Source organism: Micromonospora sp. AP08, assembly GCF_008085935.1.
GTDB classification, from domain to species: Bacteria; Actinomycetota; Actinomycetes; order Mycobacteriales; family Micromonosporaceae; genus Micromonospora; species Micromonospora chersina.
Genome location: NZ_VSEZ01000006.1, coordinates 229,200 through 248,704 on the forward strand (window position 1 = coordinate 229,200; position 19,505 = coordinate 248,704).

Genomic DNA, 19,505 nt, shown 5'->3' on the forward strand with positions numbered 1-19,505 from the left:
CCGTTTTCCGTTTTCGGCCCGGGGGTAGGGTCCTGCGCGTGCCGGAGTGGTTGGAAGCGGGATTCTGGGGTCTGCTGGCCGGGTCGGCCCTGCTGATCGGTGCGCTCGTCGGGTTCTTCGCGCGGGTGCCGCGCCGGGTGATCGCCTCGGTCATGGCGTTCGGCGCGGGGGTGCTGCTCTCCGCGGTCTCGTTCGAGCTGATCGCCGAGGCGCACGAGCAGGGCGGGCTGAGGCCGGTGGTGATCGGCGCGACGTTCGGCGCGCTCGCGTACACCGGGGCGAACATCCTGCTGGCCCGTCGCGGGGCGCGGCACCGCAAGCGCTCCGGCGACGAGCAGCCCTCCGAGCAGGAACAGCCCGGCTCGGGCACGGCCATCGCGGTGGGCGCGCTGCTGGACGGCGTACCGGAGTCGGTGGTGATCGGCGCGAGCCTGCTGGCCGGCGGCCCGGTCAGCCTGGTCACGGTCATCGCGGTCTTCCTCAGCAACGTGCCGGAGGGGCTGTCCAGCGCGGCCGGCATGCGCCAGGCGGGCCGCACCCGGCGCTACGTCTTCCTGCTCTGGACGGCCATCGCCCTGGTCTCCGGCGCGGCGGCGCTGGTCGGCTACACGCTGCTCGGCGGCGCCCCGCCCGAGGTGCTGGCCACCATCACGGCGCTCGCGGCCGGCGCGATCCTCGCGATGATCACCGACACCATGGTCCCGGAGGCGTTCGAGGACGCCCACCTGCTGGTCGGCCTGATCACCGTGCTCGGCTTCCTGGTCGCGTTCGCGCTGTCCCACGCCTGACCGGCCTAGCCCGGGGCCGGCTTAGCCCCGGGTTAAGGATTTCCCGCCGAGTCGTGCCGGGGCGGCCGGCGCTCCTAGCATCGTCCGGTGCGCGTGAAGTCCGCTGTCGCCCTCCTGGTCCTCGGTGTCGCCACCGCGACCCTGCCCGCCTGCGGAGGTGACCAGCCGGCGGGCTCGCCCGCGCCGACCGCGGCCACCGGCACCGCCGCCGGCCCGACGCCGCCCGCGACCGCTGACCCGAGCGCGCGCGCCGGTCTCGGCAGCGCCAAGCCCAGCGCCACCCCGTCGACGGTGGCGTTCCGGGCCGGCAACCCGGACGGGCACGCCGCCGTGCCGGCCGAGGCGCGGGCGGTGGACACCTCGCGCCCCACCCGTACGGTCGGCGCCGGCACCCCGGCGAGTTGCACCTCCGAGGCCGTGGTGAAGGCCGTGGCGGCCGGCGGGATCATCACCTTCGACTGCGGCCCGGCCCCGGTGACCATCCGGATGAAGGCGACCGCGAAGGTGGTCAACTCGCACGGCCCGCGGGTCGTGCTGGACGGCGGCGGCAAGGTCACCCTGAGCGGCGACGGCCAGCGCCGGATCCTCTACCAGAACACCTGCGACCAGGCCCAGGGCTGGACCACCTCGCACTGCCAGAACCAGGACCACCCGCAGCTCACCGTGCAGAACTTGACCTTCGCCGACGGCAACTCCACCGGCGACCGCACCGAGGGAGGCGGGGGCGGCGCGATCTTCGTACGCGGCGGGCGGTTCAAGGTGGTCAACACGCGCTTCGTGGACAACCGCTGCGACCGGACCGGCCAAGACCTGGGCGGCGCGGCGCTGCGGGTGCTCAGCCAGTACGAGAACAAACCGGTCTACGTGGTGAACAGCAGCTTCACCGGCGGCGTCTGCGCGAACGGGGCGGCGACCAGCAGCATCGGCGTCTCCTGGACCGTGCTGAACAGCGTCTTCCGCGACAACCGGGCGGTCGGCAGCGGCGCGAACCCGGCCCGGTCCGGCACCCCCGGCGGCGGCAGCGGCGGCGCGATCTACTGCGACGGCAACGAGTTCACCGTCCGCGTCGCCGGCACGATCATCGAGAACAACACGGCCAACGAGGGCGGCGGCGCCATCTTCTTCGTCAGCAACAACCGCACCGGCACCCTCCGCATCGAGACGTCGACCCTCCGCCGCAACCCGAGCAAGGGCTTCGAGACACGGGGCTACCCCGGCATCTTCTTCCTGGGCGCCCACCCACCCACGGTGACCGGCTCCCGCCTCTCGCGCTGACGACGCCCGCCTCGCGGCGTCAGTAGGGGTTGGGGTGGCCGGGGAGGCGGGCCTTCAGGAGGGCGGTGGGGCGGCCGGGGAGCATCGGGTTCGCTGACATCGGTGGGGACGTGGTTCCGGTGCGGCTGGACATGCCGTCGAACAGCTCCTTCAGGGCCGTCACGCTGTCGACCGCCGGCGTCCAGCCCAGTTCCTTCTCGGCGCGCTCGCTCGACATGAGTGGGGCGTTCAGGGCCAGGTCGACCCAGCCCGTGTCGACCGGTTGCAGCCGCGCGCGCCAGGTCAGCGCCGCCGCCGCGCGCAGCACCGGGGTGGCCACCGGCACCGTCCAGCCGTGGAAGTGCCGGGCCACCAGCTCCGGGGTCAGCACCGGGTCCGCGGCGACGTTGAAGGCGCCGTGCGCATCACCCAGCACGGCCCGGGCGTACGCGTCGGCCACGTCGTCGGCGTGCACCGCCTGCATGCGCAGCCGCCGGTTCGTCGGCACCAGCGGGATCCGGCCGTACCGGAGCAGCCGGACCGGCGCCAGCGGGCCGAGGAAGTAGCGCCGGATCTCCGTGCCGGCGTCCCGCTGGAAGGTCAGCCCCGGGCGCAGCCGCACCACCCGCAGCTCCGGGCGCTCCCGCTGCAACCCGTCCAGCAACGCCTCCACCTCGGCCTTGTCCCGGCTGTACGACGACGTCTCCACCCCGGTCGCCGGCCAGTTCTCGCTCACCGGATGGTCCTTCGGGCCGGGCGCGTAGGTGCCGACCGACGAGGCGTACACCAGGGCGGGAACGCCGGCCCGGACGGCGGCCTCGATCACCGCGCGGCTGCCGCCGACGTTGGTCCGGTGCAGCGTGCGCTGGTCGTGGCTGGGCTGGATCTGCCAGGCCAGGTGCACCACGGCCCGCGCCCCCGCGAAGGCCGCCGCCAGCTTCTCGACCGCGTCCGCCGCCCCGATGTCGCAGGAGTGCCACTCCACCTTGTCGTACGGCTCCCCGGCCTCCGGCCCGGGCATCCGGCGGGCCACCCCGACCAGCTCCGCCCCGGACTCCCGCCGCAGCCGGCGCAGCAGCGCCGTCCCCACGTTGCCGGTCGCCCCCACGATCACGATGCGCATACCGGTGCCGTACCCACTGAAGTGAACAGCAACCGCTCACGGACGGGGGTTGGTACGCACCCAGCCCTTCTCCCCCTCGCGGCGGCCCTGGGTGGCGGCCAGGCAGCGCGGGCAGACGTAGCCCTCCGGGTCGGCCTCGGTGAGCACGTCGGTGTCCGAGTAGTCGAACGGCACGTGCGGGAAGCGGCGCAGCCGGGTACGGCTCAACTGCAGCCCGCAGACCGTCTGGTTCTGGCCCGGCAACCAGGCGTGCACCTCGCCACCGGGCCGGCGTACGCCGTCGTCCCCGGCCACCTCGCTCGACGCCGCCACGGCGGCGGTGGTGCTGACCTTCATGTCTGTTCCGGTTCCCCACCGGGAGCGCCGTCATGCCCCGTCGGCCGCAGTGCTGCGCGAGTCTGAAGATCGACAGGTGGCGGAAGCCGGAAGCCCCGCGCGGGCGGGTTCCGGTAGCCTGGGCGGACGGGCCGCTAGCTCAATGGCAGAGCTGTGGACTTTTAATCCATAGGTTCAGGGTTCGAGTCCCTGGCGGCCCACTCCTCCGCAGGTCAGCGGTCCCGTCCGGGGCCGCTGTTGCCATGATCGGGGCCGGTACAGCAGTGGACCAACCGCCAGAACGGCCGGGGGCACTGGCACGGGCGGGTCGACGAGGACCGGGTCCAGGCCGTCGGACTCGATTCGTGAATGACCAACGTCGACCAATGGTGACGACGTCTGCCCGGGTGGCAGGCGTGGCCGGCACGAGGACCAGGCCGGCCGTGGCTTCGTTACCTGTAGTTGGTGAACTGAGGGGCCGAGACGCCGATGTCGGGATTCAGGCAGGCGGGCCAGCGAGGATGCGCTGCCATGCGTCGTCTCTCCCGCCGCGCCACCAGCCCATGGCTTCGATCCACCAGGTGAGCCCGACGGCGGCGTACGGTGCGATGATCTCGGCGGCGTTGTCCGGGGAAGTCCAGCCCTCTAGCCCGACGTCGAACCCGTCCAGCGACCCCCGCTGTGAGGCGACGAACTGTACCGCGGCGGCGAAGTCCTCGAGCGGCACGGGAACCGTCCTGCCCGCGTCGACGAACGTCGCTACGATCCCGTCCCAGCGGGCAGAACGTCGAAAGCCCGGCCGGTTGGGCCATCGGCCAGCACACCAGACCGGTATGCGCGGCCGTTGTACAGGTGTCGGCAGCATCCGTACCCGCCCGCCGGAGGGCATGGGCACTTCCTGGCCCGACCACAGGTCTGTGAGCTGATTCAAGGACTCGTCCAGGCGTCTACCGCGGCTTCGCAGGTCGGGATCCTCCCCGAAGGCGGCGTACTCGCTATCCATCGAGCCGATACCCGCCCCGAAGACGAGCCGCCCGCCGGAGAGAGTGTCCAGGGTGACGGTCTCCCGAGCGACGGTCTGCACCCGACGTCTGGGTAACGCCATCATGAGTACGCCGAGCCGGATACGCGACGTTCGGGCCGCCATCGCGGAGGCGACGACCACCGAATTCATCACGGGCCAGTCCGCCTGGTGATGGAGCACGTGATCCCACAAGAAGACCCCGTCCCAGCCCTGCTCCTCGGCCGCGACGGCCATGTCCACGAGTAACCGGGCATCGGCGAAGGGTCCGACATTCGGCAGGCCAACAGCGTATCGAGGCACTTGCGTAACCCTAGCCAACTGTCGATGTCACCGACAGTCGTCATGGTCCCGCAGTTCGCGACAGCCGTGGGCAAGCGGCGAGAAGTCGGACCCGGCCGTCGCTGGGCGACGGTCTGAGGAGATCGGGCGGGGCCGCCGACAGCAGCGCTGACAGGCATCCCATGAGAGCTGAGGTCGAGCAGCGACGCCACCCTCCTGCCTTCGTCTCACTTGTCGTCTCGTTCGTGACCGTGCGGGCGCGACCGTAGAAGAACGACTGGTGGGGTTCGCCTTGGTAGCGAACCGACCCGGTGAAGCGCGTACGGGGACGAGCAGACTTGGAAAGCGTGCCTAGCCGCGTTCGGGACGAAGAGGTCGCTGCCCACGTGCAACTGGTCGGTCGACGGGGATGCATGTCCCTCTTCACACTTGAGGCATGCGAAGGTCGCTGGGCGATGGTTGGTCGATCGAGCTGTGCGGTCCTTGGAACGCGGAGGGCACCACGTCCGGTGTCACAACGTGGCGCGCGCCGGGTCGGACGATGCGCGTCGCCCCTGGAGACCAATGGCGCTGCGCCGACGGGGCCGACATTATCGCCTCGCTCGATGCCGCGCTTCCGCCGGACCCAACCGGCAAGGTGGGTGAGGGCGGCCGCAACGGCGTGGGTCATCGCGCCGCCTGGCTCTACCGCCAGAACGGCGATACCAAGTACACCCTCTACGGCTACACCTTCATCGGCGCGATGTACTTGGAAACAGTCTTCATGAGCGCAGACACCACCGACCTCGCGTGGGCGTTAGACGCTTGGCGGTCAGTGACTCGATCGATCGATTAGCAAGTGGCAGTCTCGGCCCGCCTGCCCAGTCATTCAGTAGCGAACAGGATGCCCGCAGCAGCGGCGACCTGACATCAGCGGTTGACATCAACGGTGGCGGCCCGGGCCGGACAAGTGCGGACGGACCCCGCCTCGGAGCCGAACCCTTTGGACCTCAGCGGACGCGGCGACCTCCGCCGAAAGCGCCTTGTAAGCGAGGCGTCAGGCTGCCGTCGCCGAGGGAGCCACCGGTGACTGTGCTGGTTGCTTCGCCAGCGGTGGTCGGATACTGGCCAGGTGACGGAGGAGCAGGTTGCCGGGTTGACGCGATGGACGATTCACGGCGAACGGATGCTGGACGGGAGCCGGCGGGCACGGTTGAGCGTCGCCGATGTGGAGTTGCCGGACGGAGGCCGCTTCGAGCAGTACGTGATCCGGGCACCCCGATCGGCCATGGTCGCTGTCCTTGACGGGCAGGAGCGCGCCGGCCGCTGGCGGTGTGGGGCACACACCGGTCATAAGACACTGCGAACGTCGTGGGATCAGCCATCAACGGTGGCAGCCCGAGACGCGTTGTAGTCAGGCGCCAGTCACCGTTCCCGCTGGTGGCGGGATGGCGAGCCGATGGACCGCGCGTCCAGAAGGTCGGCCGCTTCCTCGACGACGGAGGCAAACTCGTCCGGCGGGATTCTGGCGGTGAAGACTTTGCCCAGGTCCCCCGGAACGGGATGGCCTGCCCGCCAGAACGCAAAGACGATCACTAGGTCGTCTTCGAGGTAGGCGTACCTGGAAAGGTTGTCGACGGTCTCACCCCACTGCATGAACCAGAACTGCTCCCGGAACTCCGTGTCATCCCCCTGAAGCAGCCGGAAGATCTCCTCTGGGGTGTGCCCCGGGAACGGGCAGGGCTTGATGTCACGTCGACGCACCTGTGCGGCGCTCGACCTCAGGGCGGAGGCGAAGAACGGAACAAAGACCGAGTTGTCGTCGGTGGTCAGCCGTTTGCCAGCCACCCACAAGTCGACAACGCGAAATGAGGGCGGCTGGATCTCGCCTACCTCGATAGCGAAAGCGGCCCGGTCACCGAAGCAGCGTGTCATCAGCCCGCCCGCGAGACTAGCAGCGACATACCGACCGACCTGCCCTTCGAGGCGTCTCAGGAAGGGCGACCTCGGCCTACCGGGGAAGCGGGTTGGCGACGTAGACGCCCTTGCCCTGCCGGCCGTCGATCAAGCCCTCGGCTTTGAGCAGGAGCATGGCAGCACGGATGACCGTGTTGCTGACCTTGTAGTGCTCGCAGAGGGCAGCGAACGACGGCAGCTTGTCGCCCGGCTTCAACTGGCCGGAGCTGACCTGCTCGCGGATATCCCGGGCGACCTGTAGGTAGGCAGCTTCAGACATAGGTGGTGCTCCCAGCTTGGCGGCTGGTGCAAGCAGACCACATCGCGGACTCGACTTACAACGCTATGTGTCGTAGCTGTTGACCCTGCGCACATTGCGTCCTAAGTTGCTCGTGGGGCTACCCAGCTTGGCGGCCGGGTCGTCCTGCCGTGGGTGCCCTGTCTCCGGACACGGCTGACCGGGTGCCCACGGGTCCGCAAGCGTCGGCGGGAGGCACGGTGACCAGACCGAGCGATGCAACTGACGCGACCGCAGGTGCGGTGCCGGATACCGGGTACCAACAGAGGCAGGACAACAGCCGGCGGCGCGTCTCCTACGACGAGTACGTCTGGGCGGTGGCGCTCACCCTCGCCCGCCGGCACCGCCCCGTGTGGTCATGGCAGCACTGGCGGCGCATCTGCCGCTGCGGAAGCGACCTGCCGTGCCGTAGCCGTCATCCCATCCCGATCAACCGCGGCCACTGGCCGAGCCAGGACGGGCCGCGATGACGACCCACCTCCCGATCACACCGGCTTGGAACTGCGGCGGTTGTGGTGCCGACTGGCCATGCCAGACCCGAAGGCGGGAGCTGCGAGCCGAGTACGACGGCGCCCCCGTGTCGCTGGCCTTCTACCTGGCGGCGCAACTCGTCGACGCCGCCCAGGACCTGGCCCACGTCCCCGCCGGCCACCTGCACCACCGCTTCCTCGGCTGGACCCGATGAGCATCCTGCGACCTGGCGACGAGAAGTTCCACTACACCGACGGCTCCCACAAGTGGATCCCACCGGACCCCGACTACGACCAGGAGGTCTGGGACGAGCAGGTCCGCCAGCACAAGCAAGGCCATCTCAGGAACGAGCGCCCGAAGGTCCGCATCAAGCGCCTCGTCTGATGCCAGCAGTACAGCAGCGAAGTACAGCAACCGTGCCAGCCGAGCCAGGCCGAGAAGCATGCCAGCAGCCCGGATGACCTCGTACCGCACCCGATTCGGCCGGCTCGCCGGCAATCCATAGGTTCAGGGTTCAAGTCCCTGGCGGCCCACTCTGTTGCAGCTCAGCGGCCCTTGTAGGGCCGCTGTATTTGTCAGCACGGCTCGTACAGCAGAAGTGCGGCCGTAGCGCCGCCGGGCCATCCCGCAGCCGACGAGCCGGCGAGATCACTCGGCCGGGACTGCTTGACACGCCGCCCGCCGAGACTGCTGCCCACCATGCCGCCGGAGCGCAGGCGGCACCAGAAAAGATCTCTGCAACCGACGGGAGTGCCCGTACGTGTTCGTGCTGCCCGCCCACGAGGGTGGCACCACGGGAGGAAGGAAACGTGACCGCAGTGATGACCGCAGCCGCGGCCGCACCTCGAGCCTCGACAACAGACGGCCAGCGCGATTTCGACGAGTTCTATGCGGCGAAGTTCGATGTCCTCCGGTCGCAGCTCTACGCGTACCTGGGTGACCGAGCAGAGGCACAGGACCTGGTCCAGGAGGCATTCTGCCGCGCTTACACGAGGTGGGCCAGGATCAGAAAATACGAAGACCCTTATGCCTGGGTGCGTCGGGTCGCATGGAATCTCGCCACCAGCAGGCTCCGGCGGCAGAAGACATCCGCGATGTTCCTGCGCCGCCAGCGTGAAGAGCACCACGACGGCCCGTCACCGGATCGGGTTGCGCTGGTCGCGGCCTTATCCAAGATACCGCCGAAGCTTCGCAAGGCCGTCGTCCTGCACTACCTGGGCCAGTTGTCCGTCGCGGAAATCGCTCTGCAGGAAGACGTGGCCGAGGGCACCGTCAAAAGTTGGCTCAGCCGCGGGAGAACCGCCCTCGCTGAGCACCTCCAGGGATGACCGGAAAGGAAAATCTCATGTCCGAGAACTTCGACAACCTCCTCAACGACGCGCTCGCCGAATTCGATGCGGTGGAGCGCTCCTCCTACCTGCCGGCGCCGGGCGCCCCCGCAGTCCGCCACACGGTTGCGGTCCGGCGGAGAGTCCGCCTCACGGCATTCAGCGTGGCCGGTGCGCTACTGATCGCCGTGCCGATCGCTGCCTACGCCGCCAGTCCACGGGGCAACAACTCGCCACCGAATCTGATCGGATCCGCCAGCCCTGTCGTATCGGCCAATCCGACTCCCTCGCTCGCCCCGTCGTCGGCTTCGCCGTCGTCGGCTCCAGCGTCGTCGGCTCCGACGGTGGCCGATCCGCGCAATGCCACCCTCACCCTCCCGGCCTTTCCTGGCATGGAAGACGGGTGCAGGGCGAAGGGGACGAGGACGTTTGTCAACGGGACGACGACGCCCGCGGAGGGCACGAAACTGGTCATCGGGGAGTTGGCTCCGATCAGGGCCGACCTCGATGGCGTGCCAGGCGACGAGGAACTCACCACCATCCGATGCCAGAACGACGGGTCGGTGAACGTCACCCAGTTGCTGGCGCTGAAGGTCGCCTCGGACGGTGCACTGACACCGATGGGATACGTGATCAACTCGGCGGACACCCCCAACGTGGCCGCGACGTTCTCCCGCGAGGCCATCACGGTCGATGACGGCGTCGTCCGGCTCGCCGTCTACGGCCCGTACCAGACCAACGGGTGGCCGGCCTGCGACCGACAGGTGCGGGGCTACGCGTTCCGGGATGGTGTCTTCCGCCAGGTGAGCGGTCCGACCACCTTCAAGGCACCGTCCAAGAACTTCCACGAGGTCGACTTCCGCAACACCGGCCTGCTCATGGGCCGCGCGAATCCTGACGGTTCCGGTCGGGTCTACTGCGTGCCGATGGTGAACGGGGTCGGCGAAGCCGACCTGGACAACGGCGACGACAAGGGCACGACCAACTACACGATCACGATCGGCGGCGTTTCCTTCGCCGACGCCAGCGACGGGGAAGCGACGTTCGCCATCCTCACGTTGCGGTCCCCCAGCGGTGAGACCTCGCAGACGCTGCAGTCCTTCCAGCAGGACGGGGACTACCCGCTCGGCTGGGAGGTGCTCCGGTCGGGCACCAACGGAGTCAAGCGTATCGAGAAGGCGGAAGTCAGCGGGAAGACCGTGCAGGTGACCGTCACGACCAACAGTGGAGTGCAGGTGTGGTCGTACCGTCCCTCCGCCACGAATCAGGCCTGGCAACGAGTCAGCTGACAGCTGCTCCAGAAGCGCCGGGCCCGCCCGACCAGGGCGGGCCCGGCGGCAGTGCCTCCACTCGCTGTCGCCACCAGCCCGGGCAGGCGCCGCAATGGGCCGGTCACCGCCCGAGCCACCCATCCTTCACGCGGGCTACCGGCACATTGAGCCGATCAACTCGTCGAAGCCGGGGAACTCTTCCCGCGCCGCAGTGATGACCTCACCCGCCGACCTGCGCTGCGACGGCGCCCAGCGTTGGGCGATCTCGGTGAGTCGGGCATCCGTGCGGGGCTCGTGTTCGTGGTCGGGGTATGCCGTCGCCTCCCAGGGACCGAAGCCGCCGGCGAGGAGCCACAGGTAGGCCCACAGGTTCTGGGCCACGACGCCCGTCTCACCCTCGGAACCGAGGAACACCACCGGCTGCTGCTCGATCGGCTCACTCTGACGCACCAGCCAGAACGCGGCTAGGCCTCCCGTGCCGTCCTGCCCGAAGAACCGGAACTCGTAGTAAGAGGGCGGCGGCCGTGTCAGCTGTCGTGTCAGGCGCGTGTCAGGGGGGTGGCAGGCCGGCCGCCGATCGTGGTCCGCATGACGAGTTCAGCGATCGCGGCCTCGGGGCTGCGGAAGGCGTACAAGGAAAAGGTCGTTCTCGACGGCATCGACCTCGATGTCGCCGCGGGCACGGTCTTCTCCCTGCTCGGCCCCAACGGGGCGGGCAAGACGACGACGGTCAACGTGCTGACCACCTTGATGAAGGCCGACGGCGGCACGGTCCGCGTCGCCGGCCACGACGTGGCGACGGAGACGAAGGCCGTACGCGCGGCCATCGGGGTCACCGGCCAGTTCGCGGCGGTGGACGACCTGCTGACCGGCCGCGAGAACCTGCAACTGATGGCGGCGCTCAAGGGTCTACGCCCGGGCGAGAGCAAGCTGGTGGTCGACGACCTGCTGGAGCGGTTCGACCTGGCGGAGTCGGCGCAGAAGATGGCGGCGACCTACTCCGGGGGTATGCGCCGGAAGCTGGATCTGGCGATGACCCTGGTCGGCAAGCCGCGGATCATCTTCCTGGACGAGCCGACGACGGGCCTGGACCCGCGCAGCCGCCGGACGATGTGGGACATCATCCGCCAGCTGGTGGCCGAGGGCGTGACCATCTTCCTGACCACGCAGTACCTGGAGGAGGCCGACCGGCTCGCGGACCGGATCGCGGTGCTCGACCAGGGCAGGCTGGTCGCCCAGGGCACTCCCGCCGAGCTCAAGCGGCAGATCCCCGGCAGTCACGTGCGGCTCCGATTCGCCGGTGACCTCGAACTCGACTCCGCGATGCGGGTCCTCACCGACGCCACGCGCGACGACGAGGAGGACCTGATCCTGCGGGTTCCCAGCGACGGTGGGGCCAGGTCACTGCGCGCCCTGCTGGCGCAGCTCGACACCCATTCCATCGAGGTCGAGGAGTTCTCGGTGCACACGCCGGATCTCGACGACGTCTTCCTTGCCCTGACCGGCCGTACTAGCACGAAGGTGAGCGCGTAATGAGCCACTCCACGACCATGCTCGGTCGCAACTTCAAGCACACCCTCCGCAACCCGGTCGCGGTGTTCAACGGGGTCCTGTTCCCGATCGTCATCATGTTGATGTTCGTCTACGTGATCGGCGGCGCCTTCGACATCGACGGCAAGTACATCGACTACATCGCGCCCGGCATGATCGTGTTGACGATCTGCTATGGGCTGAGCGCCACCGCGCTGGCCGTGAACTCGGACATGACCAAGGGGATCATCAACCGCTTCAAGGTCATGGACATCTCCCGCAGTGCCGTACTGACCGCCCATGTCGCCGCCAGCATGCTCCGCAGCCTGATCGCCATCGCCGCCATCATCGGGGTGGCGTTCGCGCTGGGGTTCCGGCCGGCCCCGAGTTTCCCCGACTGGCTGGGCGTGATCGGTCTCATCGTGCTGGTGGCCTTCGCGACCAGCTGGATCACCGTGGCCCTGGGGCTGGCCGCCAAGACCCCGGAGTCGGCGGGGCTGACCTCCGTGCCGCTGGTCATGCTGCCGTTCCTGAGCAGCGCGATCGTGCCGGCCGAGACGATGGGGGCGGGCGTGCGGCAGTTCGCCGAGTACCAGCCCTTCACCCCGATCATCGAGACCCTGCGCGACCTGCTGACCGGCGCGCCGTCCGCGAGCAGCGCGGTCGCCGCCGTCGCCTGGTGCGTCGGGATCGCCCTCGTCGGCTACGTGTGGGCGCTCTCCACCTTCAAGAAGCGAGCCTGACCGACCGGATCCATCGCCCCGCCGCCCAACACACGCACCCGAGGAGAAGTTGTCATGCCTACTTTCGCCACGCCAGGCCCCATCGCCGCCACCGTGGAGGTCGCCGGCGCCCAGGTGCGGATCACCGCGACCGACCGGACCGACACCGTGGTGCTGGTCGAACCGATCGACCCGGCGAGCCGCAAGGACGTCAAGGTGGCCGAGAAGACCACTGTCGAATTCGCCGACGGCCGGCTGTCGGTCAAGACGACCGTCTCCGGGGACAAGGACGGGTCGGTCGCCATCACGATCGACCTGCCCACCGGCTCCAGCCTGGCCACCTACCTCGCCCACTCGGAGGTCCACGCCGACGGCGCGTTCGGCGGGTGCGAGCTGCACCTGGCGTCGGGCCGGGTCCAGGTCGACCGGGTCGACGCGCTGCGGGCGAACATCGCGTCCGGTGAGGTCGCGATCGGCCACGTCGCCGGGCGCGCCGACATCGACGGCGGGGCGTTCGGGATGCGGGTCGGCGAGGTCGAGGGCGCTGTCGCGCTGTCCAACTCGGGCGGCCAGACCTGGATCGGCCACGCCTTCGGCGACCTGGAGCTGAGCAGCGCCGGCTGCGGCTTCGACATCGACCGCGCCGACGGCAGCGTCACCGCCACGACGGCCAGCGGCGCCATCCGGATCGGCCGGATGACCCACGGTCAGGCGAAGCTGATGAACGGCTCGGGGAACATCGAGGTCGGCATCAGCGAGAGCGCCGCCGCCCACATCGACGTCGTCAGCGAACGCGCGTCGGTGCGGGACACCGTCTCGACCGGCGGAAACCCCGACCCGTCGGACGGCACGGTCTCCGTCCACGCCCGCACCCGGCACGGCGACATCGTCGTCCAGCGCGTCGCGGGCTGACCCTCACGAAGCGAGCGCGACCTCGACCAGCTCACCCGCGCTCGACCGCGCACCCTCCTGCGTCACCTCGGCGAACCGGGCTTCGCCGAGGTGACGCCGTGCGTCCCGCTCGATCCGGGCCGCGTCCGGGTGGGCGCGATCCGGCAGTCCGCGTACGCCGACGCTGGCCGCGAGCAGCCGCGCCGCCTGCTCGTGCTGGTCGCGGCGGAGTGCGAGGTCGGCGACACCGACGAGTATCTGGGCGAGGAGGAACTGGTGTCCCGCCTCGGACGCCGCCTGCCAGGCCGCCAGGCGGTGCGTACGGGCCTCACGGAGATCGTCGGCCAGGTAGCCGAGCGCGTCGTGGATGGCCGCGCTGATGTGCGGCTGCTCCGCTTCCTCGCCCAGCACGGCGGTCGCGATGCCGAGTTGGCGGCGTGCCTCCGCGGCGTCACCGTCCCGGCGCGCCAGCTCCGCCTTGGCGAGCGCCAGCTCGACCAACGCGTGCGGCCAGGTGACACCTTCGGCGCAGCGCTCGGCCTCGGCGATGGCCGCCGCGCTGGAGTCCCGATCGCCTTGGAGCCGGTACAGCAGGGCCTGCTGGGTCCGTAGCCGGATGACGTCCTCGACGGCGCCGACCTCGGTGACGACCGCGACCGCCTGCTCGTAGTGCTCGCACGCGCCCGCGAACTCACCGCGCGTCGCGAGTTGGCCCGCCAGCTCGGCCAGGGCCAGTGAGATCCCGAACCGTTCGCCGAGCGCCCGGAACTCGGCGAGCGCCAGCTCCAGGTTGGCCTCCGCGTCCCGGCCGCCCTGGCCCAGCATGATCCGCATCTTGCCGGTCTGCCAGCGCGCCAGGGCGCGTACCCAGGGGTCCTCGTTGTCCAGCACCGACTCGAACGCGGACACGGCGGTCTCCGGCGCCTGGAGGATACGCTCCAGCGGAGCGACCAGGTCCAGCAGTGGGTTGCGGTGTCGGCTCTGCTGGCTGAACCGGTACGCCTTGTGGATCCACTCGGCGCCCTGGTGCTCGTCGCCGCGCCCGGAGGTCACGAAGAGCACCACCAGCCCGTACGTCATGGCCCGGACGTCGTCGGTCACCTCGCCGGGTACGCGGGTGGCCGCGATCATCAGCTCGATGCCTTCGGCCCGGCGCCCGCCGAGCCACCAGTACCAACCGGTGGCCGCCGCGAGCCGCATCGCCGCCTGCGCCTCACCGGCGGCGATCGCTCCGCGCATCGCGGCGGTGATGTTGTCGTGCTCCGCCTCGAGCGTGGCGAGCCAGTCCAGTTGCTCGGCGCGGCGGAGATGCGGCTCCGCGGTCTCGGCCAGCTCGGTGAAGTAGGCGAGATGCGCCCGACGAGCCAGGTCCTCCTCTCCCGCTTCGGCGAGCCGGTCCGCGGCGTACTCCCTGATCGTGCTGATCATCCGGTAGCGCGGCGCGCTGTCGCCCTCGCTGACCAGCAGCGACTTCTCGGTCAGGGAGGTGAGCAGGTCGAGTACGTCGTCGCCGGCGCAGACCCGCTCGGCCGCGTCCAGGCTCGCCCCGCCGGTGAACACCGAGAGCCGGCGCAGGACGATCCGTTCGGCGTCGGTGAGCAGCTCCCAGCTCCAGTCGACCACCGCGCGCAGCGTCTTGTGTCGCGGCAGCGCGGTGCGGCTCCCGCTGGTCAGCAGACGGAACCGGTCGTCGAGCCGGTTGGCGAGCTGGTTGACGGACATGGTGCGCAGCCTGGCGGCGGCCAGTTCGATCGCGAGCGGCATCCCGTCCAGCGCGCGGCACACACGCGCCATCGTCGCCAGGGTGTGTTCGTCGGCTCCGAGGTCCTTGCGCACCGCGCCGGCCCGGTCGCGCAGCAGGCGGACGGCCGGCGAGGACGCGACTTCACTTGGGCTGGCGTCGGTCGGCACGGCCAGCGGCTCGACCGACCACAGCGCCTCACCGGTGATGCCCAGCGCCTCCCTGCTGGTCGCCAGGATCCGCAGCCGCCGGCACTCCCCGAGCACCCGGTCGGCGAACCTCGCCGCCGACTCGATCACGTGCTCGCAGTTGTCCAGGATGAGCAGCGCCTCCCGCTCGCGGATGGCAGCGATGAGCCCGTCCGCCGGGTCGGCGCTCGGTCCCGAGCCGAGCAGCGCGTCCCGGAGACCGAGCCCCGCGAGCGTCGCCTGTGCGACGTCACCGTCGGCGCCGATGGCGGCGAGCTCCACCAGCCAGACCCCGTCGGGCAGGTCGCTGGCCATCGTGCGCGCGGTTTCCGTGGCCAGCCTGGTCTTGCCCGAGCCGCCGGGACCGATCAGGGTGGTCAGCCGATGCTCCGCGATGAGCCCGCGGACGGCGGCGACATCCGCGTCCCGGCCGACGAAGCTGGTCAGCTCGGCACGCACGTTGGTCTTCCGGTTCTCCTCCCGCCGGCCCAGTTCGCCGCGCAGCAGCGCGGTGTGCAGGGCCGACAGCTCCGGCGAGGGGTCGACACCCAGCGCGTCGGCCAGGGCCTCCCTCGTGCGTTCGTAGGCGAGCAGGGCGTCGGCGTCGCGGCCGGCCGCCACGAGCGCGCGCATCAGCGCGGCGACCAGCGGTTCCCGCAGCGGATGGGCGGCCACCGCGTCGGTCAGCTCCGCGACCACCTCCGCGCCGTGGCCGAGACCGACCTCCGCGTCGAAGCGATCCTCCATCGCAGCCAGGCGCAGCCCGTCGAGCCGCGTCACCGCCGCGTCGAACGCCGTGCTGTTCTCCAACCCGACGTCCTGCAGGGCGGCGCCGCCCCACAGGGCGAGGGCCTCGCGCAGCAGCCGGAGCCGTGGCAGGCCCTCCTCCTGGCGGGCCCGGCCGACGAGGCGTTCGAAGCGCAGGGCGTCGACGGCGTCGGGGTCCACCGCCAGTCGGTAGCCGCCCGGCTGCCCCTCGACCACGCCTCCCGGCAGCGCCTTCCGCAGCCGGGAAGCCAGGCGTTGCAGGGCGTTCGCGGCATCCGCGGGCGGGTTCTCGCCCCAGATCCAGTCGATGAGCGTCGCCTTCGGCACGACCCGGCCGGGCTCGACCGCCAGGGCGATCAGCAGCGCGCGCAACCGGGCGCCCGGCACGTCGGCCAGGATGCCCTCGTCCGTGCGAACCTCGAACGGTCCGAGCATCCTGACCTGCACGCGCTGATCCTCCCACGACGGCCCGCCCGCGCCGGAACGCATTACTAGCCGCCCCGCTGCCACCAGCGACGCTTGGGGACCGGCGCGGGCGCCGGCTCCTCGTCCTCGTCGTCGTCCTGCTCGGCGCGGGCCAGCACGGCGGTCGCCAGCGCCCGGTCGTCCGCACGGCAGCCCGGCGTGACGAGCATCAGGTTCGCCAGGGACTCCTCGATGGTGACCAACCGGTTCGCCGCCACCGCCGCGTCGAGCCGGGCACGGACGAGCTGGCGTACCTCCGGGCGCAGGTCCGGTTCGCGGTAGGCGGCGGTGACGAGCGCGAACAGCGCGGCGTCGGCGACCCAGTCCTCGACGCCGAAGGCGAGGTCCACCAGCACCTCCCGCCGCGTCGAGGTCGGCCACGGCTGGTCCGTGGCCTGGTGCAGGATGCCGAGACACACCCACGGCTGCATGAGCCGGTACCAGTACGTCGGCGTCGACCGGGCCAGGTGCTGCCAGCGTGGGGTGTCCGGCGGGCCGGGCAGGTGCGCGACCAGCCCGAGCAGGTCGTCGAGCGGCAGCCCGCCAAGCGGGGCGGCCTTGACGTACCCCGAGAGCGGCGACTGCCACGGCTCCCCCGCGACCTCCCGCAGCAGGCTCACCGCGGCGGCCGACGGCGCCGGCCCGGCGGGCACCGGCTCGGTGCCGTCGTACCGCCAGACCGCGTACCGGCCGGGCCGTACGGGCGTGCGGATGTCGGGGGGCGGGAACTCGGCGATGCCGATGTCGACCGGGCCGGTGATCCGGCGGCACGCCGTGATGGCGCTGGCCGGCTCCGCGGCCGACAGTCCGAGGCCGGTGACCTCGAGCTGCTCGCCGCGCGCCCGGCGGCCACCGAAGTCGTTGGCGATGTTGCTGATCGCCTCGCTCGGCATCGGCACCCAGTTGAGCCAGGGCCGCTTCGATCCGGCCAGGGCGAACACCACATCGGTCATCCCGCACGGGTGCGGATCGTCGTGCACGGCGACCAGGTCCGCCACGTCGCCGGAGGCCCGGAACCGCACCGCGTGCCGGGCCGCGTCGCGGTGCGGGAAGGTGGTGTCGTCGGCCAACTGTCGCAGGTCGGCATCCGCATCGCCCGAAAACATGGCGCGGAGCCTAGCAACGCGGACAGCTGGGCAGGGGGCGGAGATCAACCGCGCAGCCCGAGCGGAACGGGCCGGAGGCCGCGTAACGCCGGAGGGATCGACGACGCCGGATGAGCGGAGACGCAGTTGATCTCCGCGGTCCGCCGTCCCGGTCGGGCCGTGACCCCACGACGTGAGGAAGTCATGCGACCGAACTCCCTGTCCCGCTCGCTCCGACGTGTCGTCCCCACCACCCTGGCCGCCCTCGCCCTCGGCGCGGCGACCCTTCCGACCGACGCGGTGGCGGCCGGGAGGACCCAGCCCGACCTGGTCGTCGACCTTGTGACGACCGACGTGCTCAACCCGGCGGAGGGCGAGACCTTCAACGCCCAGGTCGACCTGCGCAACTACGGCAACGGCGACTCGGGCCCGGTCAAGGTCACCGTCTCGGTGCCCGCCGGCCTCCGCACCACGACCCCGTACGCCGACACGGGCTGGACCTGCACGGTGGCGGGCGCGACCAGCTACTCGTGCGCGTACCCGGCACTGACGGCCGGACAGCGCAGCCAGCTGAACGTGCCGTTCGAGGTGGCGGGCGCCACCCCCGGCACCACCGTGCCGATCACCGCGACGATCGCCCCCGACAAGCGGGAGTCGAACACCGGCAACAACACCGGTTCGGTGACCGTGGCCATCGCGGGCACCTGCGTCATCCGTGGTGTCGTGTGGCACGACCTGGACGGCGACGGGCAGCGCGAGGACGGCGAGCCGGGCATCGGGCCGGACGGCGTGCTCCAGGTGACCCTCTGGCGGCCGCAGGGGCAGACGATCGGCGGCGGGTCGGCCACCGTGAACCCGGACGGCACCTGGTCCATCACGGCCCGGACCGAACTGCTCTACCAGGTACGGGTGGAGGCGACCAGCCAGTACGACAAGACCGCCGGCGACGTGGGTGACGACGCCACCGACTCGGACCTGGTGACGGCGTACCAGTGGGACCCGACCCTGCTCGCCGCCAGCGCCGAGTTCTCGGCCCACGCCGGTGGGGAGTACGTCGTCGACGCCGGTCTGATCACCCGGAGCTGACCTCGGCCGCCGCTCGCCCGGGGGAGACACGCGCCCGGGCGGGCGGCAGCCCTCTCCCGCTTGTCCACCTGCCGCCCGGGACGCGGTGGACTGGCCGGACGGGTCAGCGGCGCAGGCCGACGCCTCCGTAGCCGTGCGACACGGCTGAGCGGGGCTCGCCGTCCGGCCGCCAGTCGGCCAGCCAGACCAGGCCCGGCTCGACCAGGTCGTACCCGTCGAGGAAGCGCAGGGCGGCGGCGTGCGAGCGCGGCACGAGCGGTGCGCTGCTGCGCTGGTAGACCGCGGTGCCCTGCCGGGCGGGCAGCGGCGGCGCGCCGTCCATGGTCAGGTGGGAGAGCGCGAGCAGGCTGCCGGGGGCGGTGGCGTCGCGCAGCCGGGCCACCGCCGCCCACGGGTCGTCGGCGTCGGGCACGAAGTGCAGCACCGCGACCAGCAGCAGCGCCACCGGCTCGGCGAGGTCGAGGGCGCCCCGCACGTCGGGGTCGGCCAGCAGGTCGTCGGGGCGCCGCAGGTCGCCCCGGACCACGACGGTGCGGCCGTCGGCGGGCACCAGCCGCCGGGCGTACGCGACGGCGACCTCGTCGTTGTCCACATAGACCACCCGCGAGCCGGGGGCGACCTCGCGGACGATCTCGTGCACGTTGCCCTGGGTGGGCAGCCCGGCGCCGATGTCGAGGAACTGGCGTACGCCCCGTTCGGCCGCGTGACGCACGGCCCGGCGGAGGAAGGCGCGGTTGGTCTGGGCCGCCACGCCGGTGTCCGGGAAGAGCGTCAGGATCTGCTCGGCGGCGGCCCGGTCGGCGGCGAAGTTGTGGCAGCCGCCCAGGTAGTAGTCGTACATCCGGGCGACGTTCGGCCGCGCCTCGGCGTCGGTCGCGGTGGTGGTCGGCTCTCCCGTCACGCCCTGATATGTAGCACCCTGGGCGACACACCGTTGACCCGT

General features: G+C 70.9%; 19 protein-coding genes, 1 tRNA gene and 1 pseudogene. 12 read left to right on the forward strand and 9 right to left on the reverse strand.

All coding sequences use genetic code 11. The features are described 5' to 3' along the window. The first annotated feature begins 38 nt into the window (after positions 1-38). The gene (locus FXF50_RS12995; RefSeq protein ID WP_148427566.1) at positions 39-788 is read left to right on the forward strand and encodes a ZIP family metal transporter; all 750 of its coding nucleotides are present in this window, start codon (positions 39-41) and stop codon (positions 786-788) included. 87 nt (positions 789-875) lie between these two features. Then, positions 876-2,063, forward strand: coding sequence for a hypothetical protein (locus tag FXF50_RS13000; protein ID WP_187399646.1), 1,188 nt, complete (start codon positions 876-878; stop codon positions 2,061-2,063). A 19-nt stretch (positions 2,064-2,082) separates the two neighbouring features. Here FXF50_RS13000 and FXF50_RS13005 read toward each other — a convergent pair whose 3' ends face one another. Both FXF50_RS13005 and FXF50_RS13010 read right to left on the reverse strand, forming a co-directional pair. Then, complete coding sequence (locus FXF50_RS13005; protein ID WP_148427568.1) at positions 2,083-3,165, reverse strand: NAD-dependent epimerase/dehydratase family protein; 1,083 nt, start codon at positions 3,163-3,165, stop codon at positions 2,083-2,085. 36 nt (positions 3,166-3,201) lie between these two features. Next, on the reverse strand, positions 3,202-3,501 hold the full coding sequence (locus FXF50_RS13010) for a hypothetical protein (RefSeq protein WP_091315588.1): 300 nt from the start codon (positions 3,499-3,501) through the stop codon (positions 3,202-3,204). 128 nt (positions 3,502-3,629) lie between these two features. Here FXF50_RS13010 and FXF50_RS13015 point away from each other — a divergent pair. After that, positions 3,630-3,701, forward strand: a tRNA-Lys gene (locus tag FXF50_RS13015). Positions 3,702-3,979: 278 nt separating this feature from the next. Here FXF50_RS13015 and FXF50_RS13020 read toward each other — a convergent pair. After that, entirely contained in the window at positions 3,980-4,804 is an 825-nt protein-coding gene (locus FXF50_RS13020) for an LLM class flavin-dependent oxidoreductase (protein WP_148427570.1), read from the reverse strand. A gap of 415 nt (positions 4,805-5,219) precedes the next feature. On the opposite strand from FXF50_RS13020, the gene FXF50_RS13025 reads away from it, so the two are divergent. Both FXF50_RS13025 and FXF50_RS13030 read left to right on the forward strand, forming a co-directional pair. Further along, complete coding sequence (locus FXF50_RS13025) at positions 5,220-5,618, forward strand: hypothetical protein (RefSeq protein WP_148427571.1); 399 nt, start codon at positions 5,220-5,222, stop codon at positions 5,616-5,618. 276 nt (positions 5,619-5,894) lie between these two features. Further along, positions 5,895-6,080, forward strand: a pseudogene (locus FXF50_RS13030) (NUDIX hydrolase); the annotation flags it as partial. A gap of 107 nt (positions 6,081-6,187) precedes the next feature. Here the strand turns inward: FXF50_RS13030 and FXF50_RS13035 are convergent. Next, on the reverse strand, positions 6,188-6,697 hold the full coding sequence (locus FXF50_RS13035; protein ID WP_148427573.1) for a hypothetical protein: 510 nt from the start codon (positions 6,695-6,697) through the stop codon (positions 6,188-6,190). 76 nt (positions 6,698-6,773) lie between these two features. Further along, entirely contained in the window at positions 6,774-6,998 is a 225-nt protein-coding gene (locus FXF50_RS13040; protein WP_091269831.1) for a winged helix-turn-helix domain-containing protein, read from the reverse strand. 699 nt (positions 6,999-7,697) lie between these two features. On the opposite strand from FXF50_RS13040, the gene FXF50_RS29310 reads away from it, so the two are divergent. The 3 genes from FXF50_RS29310 (at position 7,698) to FXF50_RS13060 (ending at position 10,104) form a co-directional block, all read left to right on the forward strand. Further along, entirely contained in the window at positions 7,698-7,871 is a 174-nt protein-coding gene (locus FXF50_RS29310; protein ID WP_187399647.1) for a hypothetical protein, read from the forward strand. A gap of 434 nt (positions 7,872-8,305) precedes the next feature. Continuing rightward, positions 8,306-8,815 (forward strand): SigE family RNA polymerase sigma factor, encoded by a 510-nt coding sequence (locus FXF50_RS13055; protein ID WP_148427807.1) that lies wholly within the window; start codon positions 8,306-8,308, stop codon positions 8,813-8,815. 17 nt (positions 8,816-8,832) lie between these two features. Beyond that, positions 8,833-10,104, forward strand: a complete 1,272-nt coding sequence (locus tag FXF50_RS13060; protein WP_148427577.1) for a hypothetical protein — start codon at positions 8,833-8,835, stop codon at positions 10,102-10,104. Between the two features lie 135 nt (positions 10,105-10,239). Here FXF50_RS13060 and FXF50_RS13065 read toward each other — a convergent pair whose 3' ends face one another. Beyond that, positions 10,240-10,536, reverse strand: a complete 297-nt coding sequence (locus FXF50_RS13065) for a hypothetical protein (RefSeq protein ID WP_187399648.1) — start codon at positions 10,534-10,536, stop codon at positions 10,240-10,242. A 138-nt stretch (positions 10,537-10,674) separates the two neighbouring features. On the opposite strand from FXF50_RS13065, the gene FXF50_RS13070 reads away from it, so the two are divergent. From FXF50_RS13070 to FXF50_RS13080, 3 genes are read left to right on the forward strand one after another with little or no spacing between them, the layout of a single operon-like run. Beyond that, entirely contained in the window at positions 10,675-11,619 is a 945-nt protein-coding gene (locus FXF50_RS13070; protein ID WP_148427579.1) for an ATP-binding cassette domain-containing protein, read from the forward strand. Beyond that, positions 11,619-12,359, forward strand: a complete 741-nt coding sequence (locus FXF50_RS13075; RefSeq protein ID WP_148427581.1) for an ABC transporter permease — start codon at positions 11,619-11,621, stop codon at positions 12,357-12,359. The genes FXF50_RS13070 and FXF50_RS13075 overlap by 1 nt, the downstream gene beginning before the upstream one ends. A gap of 54 nt (positions 12,360-12,413) precedes the next feature. Then, on the forward strand, positions 12,414-13,250 hold the full coding sequence (locus tag FXF50_RS13080) for a DUF4097 family beta strand repeat-containing protein (protein ID WP_148427583.1): 837 nt from the start codon (positions 12,414-12,416) through the stop codon (positions 13,248-13,250). Between the two features lie 3 nt (positions 13,251-13,253). On the opposite strand, the gene FXF50_RS13085 is transcribed toward FXF50_RS13080, so the two are convergent. Further along, on the reverse strand, positions 13,254-16,373 hold the full coding sequence (locus FXF50_RS13085; RefSeq protein ID WP_148427585.1) for a BTAD domain-containing putative transcriptional regulator: 3,120 nt from the start codon (positions 16,371-16,373) through the stop codon (positions 13,254-13,256). 44 nt (positions 16,374-16,417) lie between these two features. Beyond that, positions 16,418-17,497, reverse strand: coding sequence for a hypothetical protein (locus tag FXF50_RS13090; RefSeq protein WP_148427587.1), 1,080 nt, complete (start codon positions 17,495-17,497; stop codon positions 16,418-16,420). 183 nt (positions 17,498-17,680) lie between these two features. On the opposite strand from FXF50_RS13090, the gene FXF50_RS13095 reads away from it, so the two are divergent. After that, a complete protein-coding gene (locus FXF50_RS13095) occupies positions 17,681-18,562 on the forward strand; it encodes an SdrD B-like domain-containing protein (RefSeq protein WP_148427589.1) in 882 nt (293 codons plus the stop codon). Positions 18,563-18,665: 103 nt separating this feature from the next. Here FXF50_RS13095 and FXF50_RS13100 read toward each other — a convergent pair whose 3' ends face one another. After that, on the reverse strand, positions 18,666-19,463 hold the full coding sequence (locus FXF50_RS13100; RefSeq protein ID WP_305069334.1) for an SAM-dependent methyltransferase: 798 nt from the start codon (positions 19,461-19,463) through the stop codon (positions 18,666-18,668). Positions 19,464-19,505 lie beyond the last annotated feature (42 nt).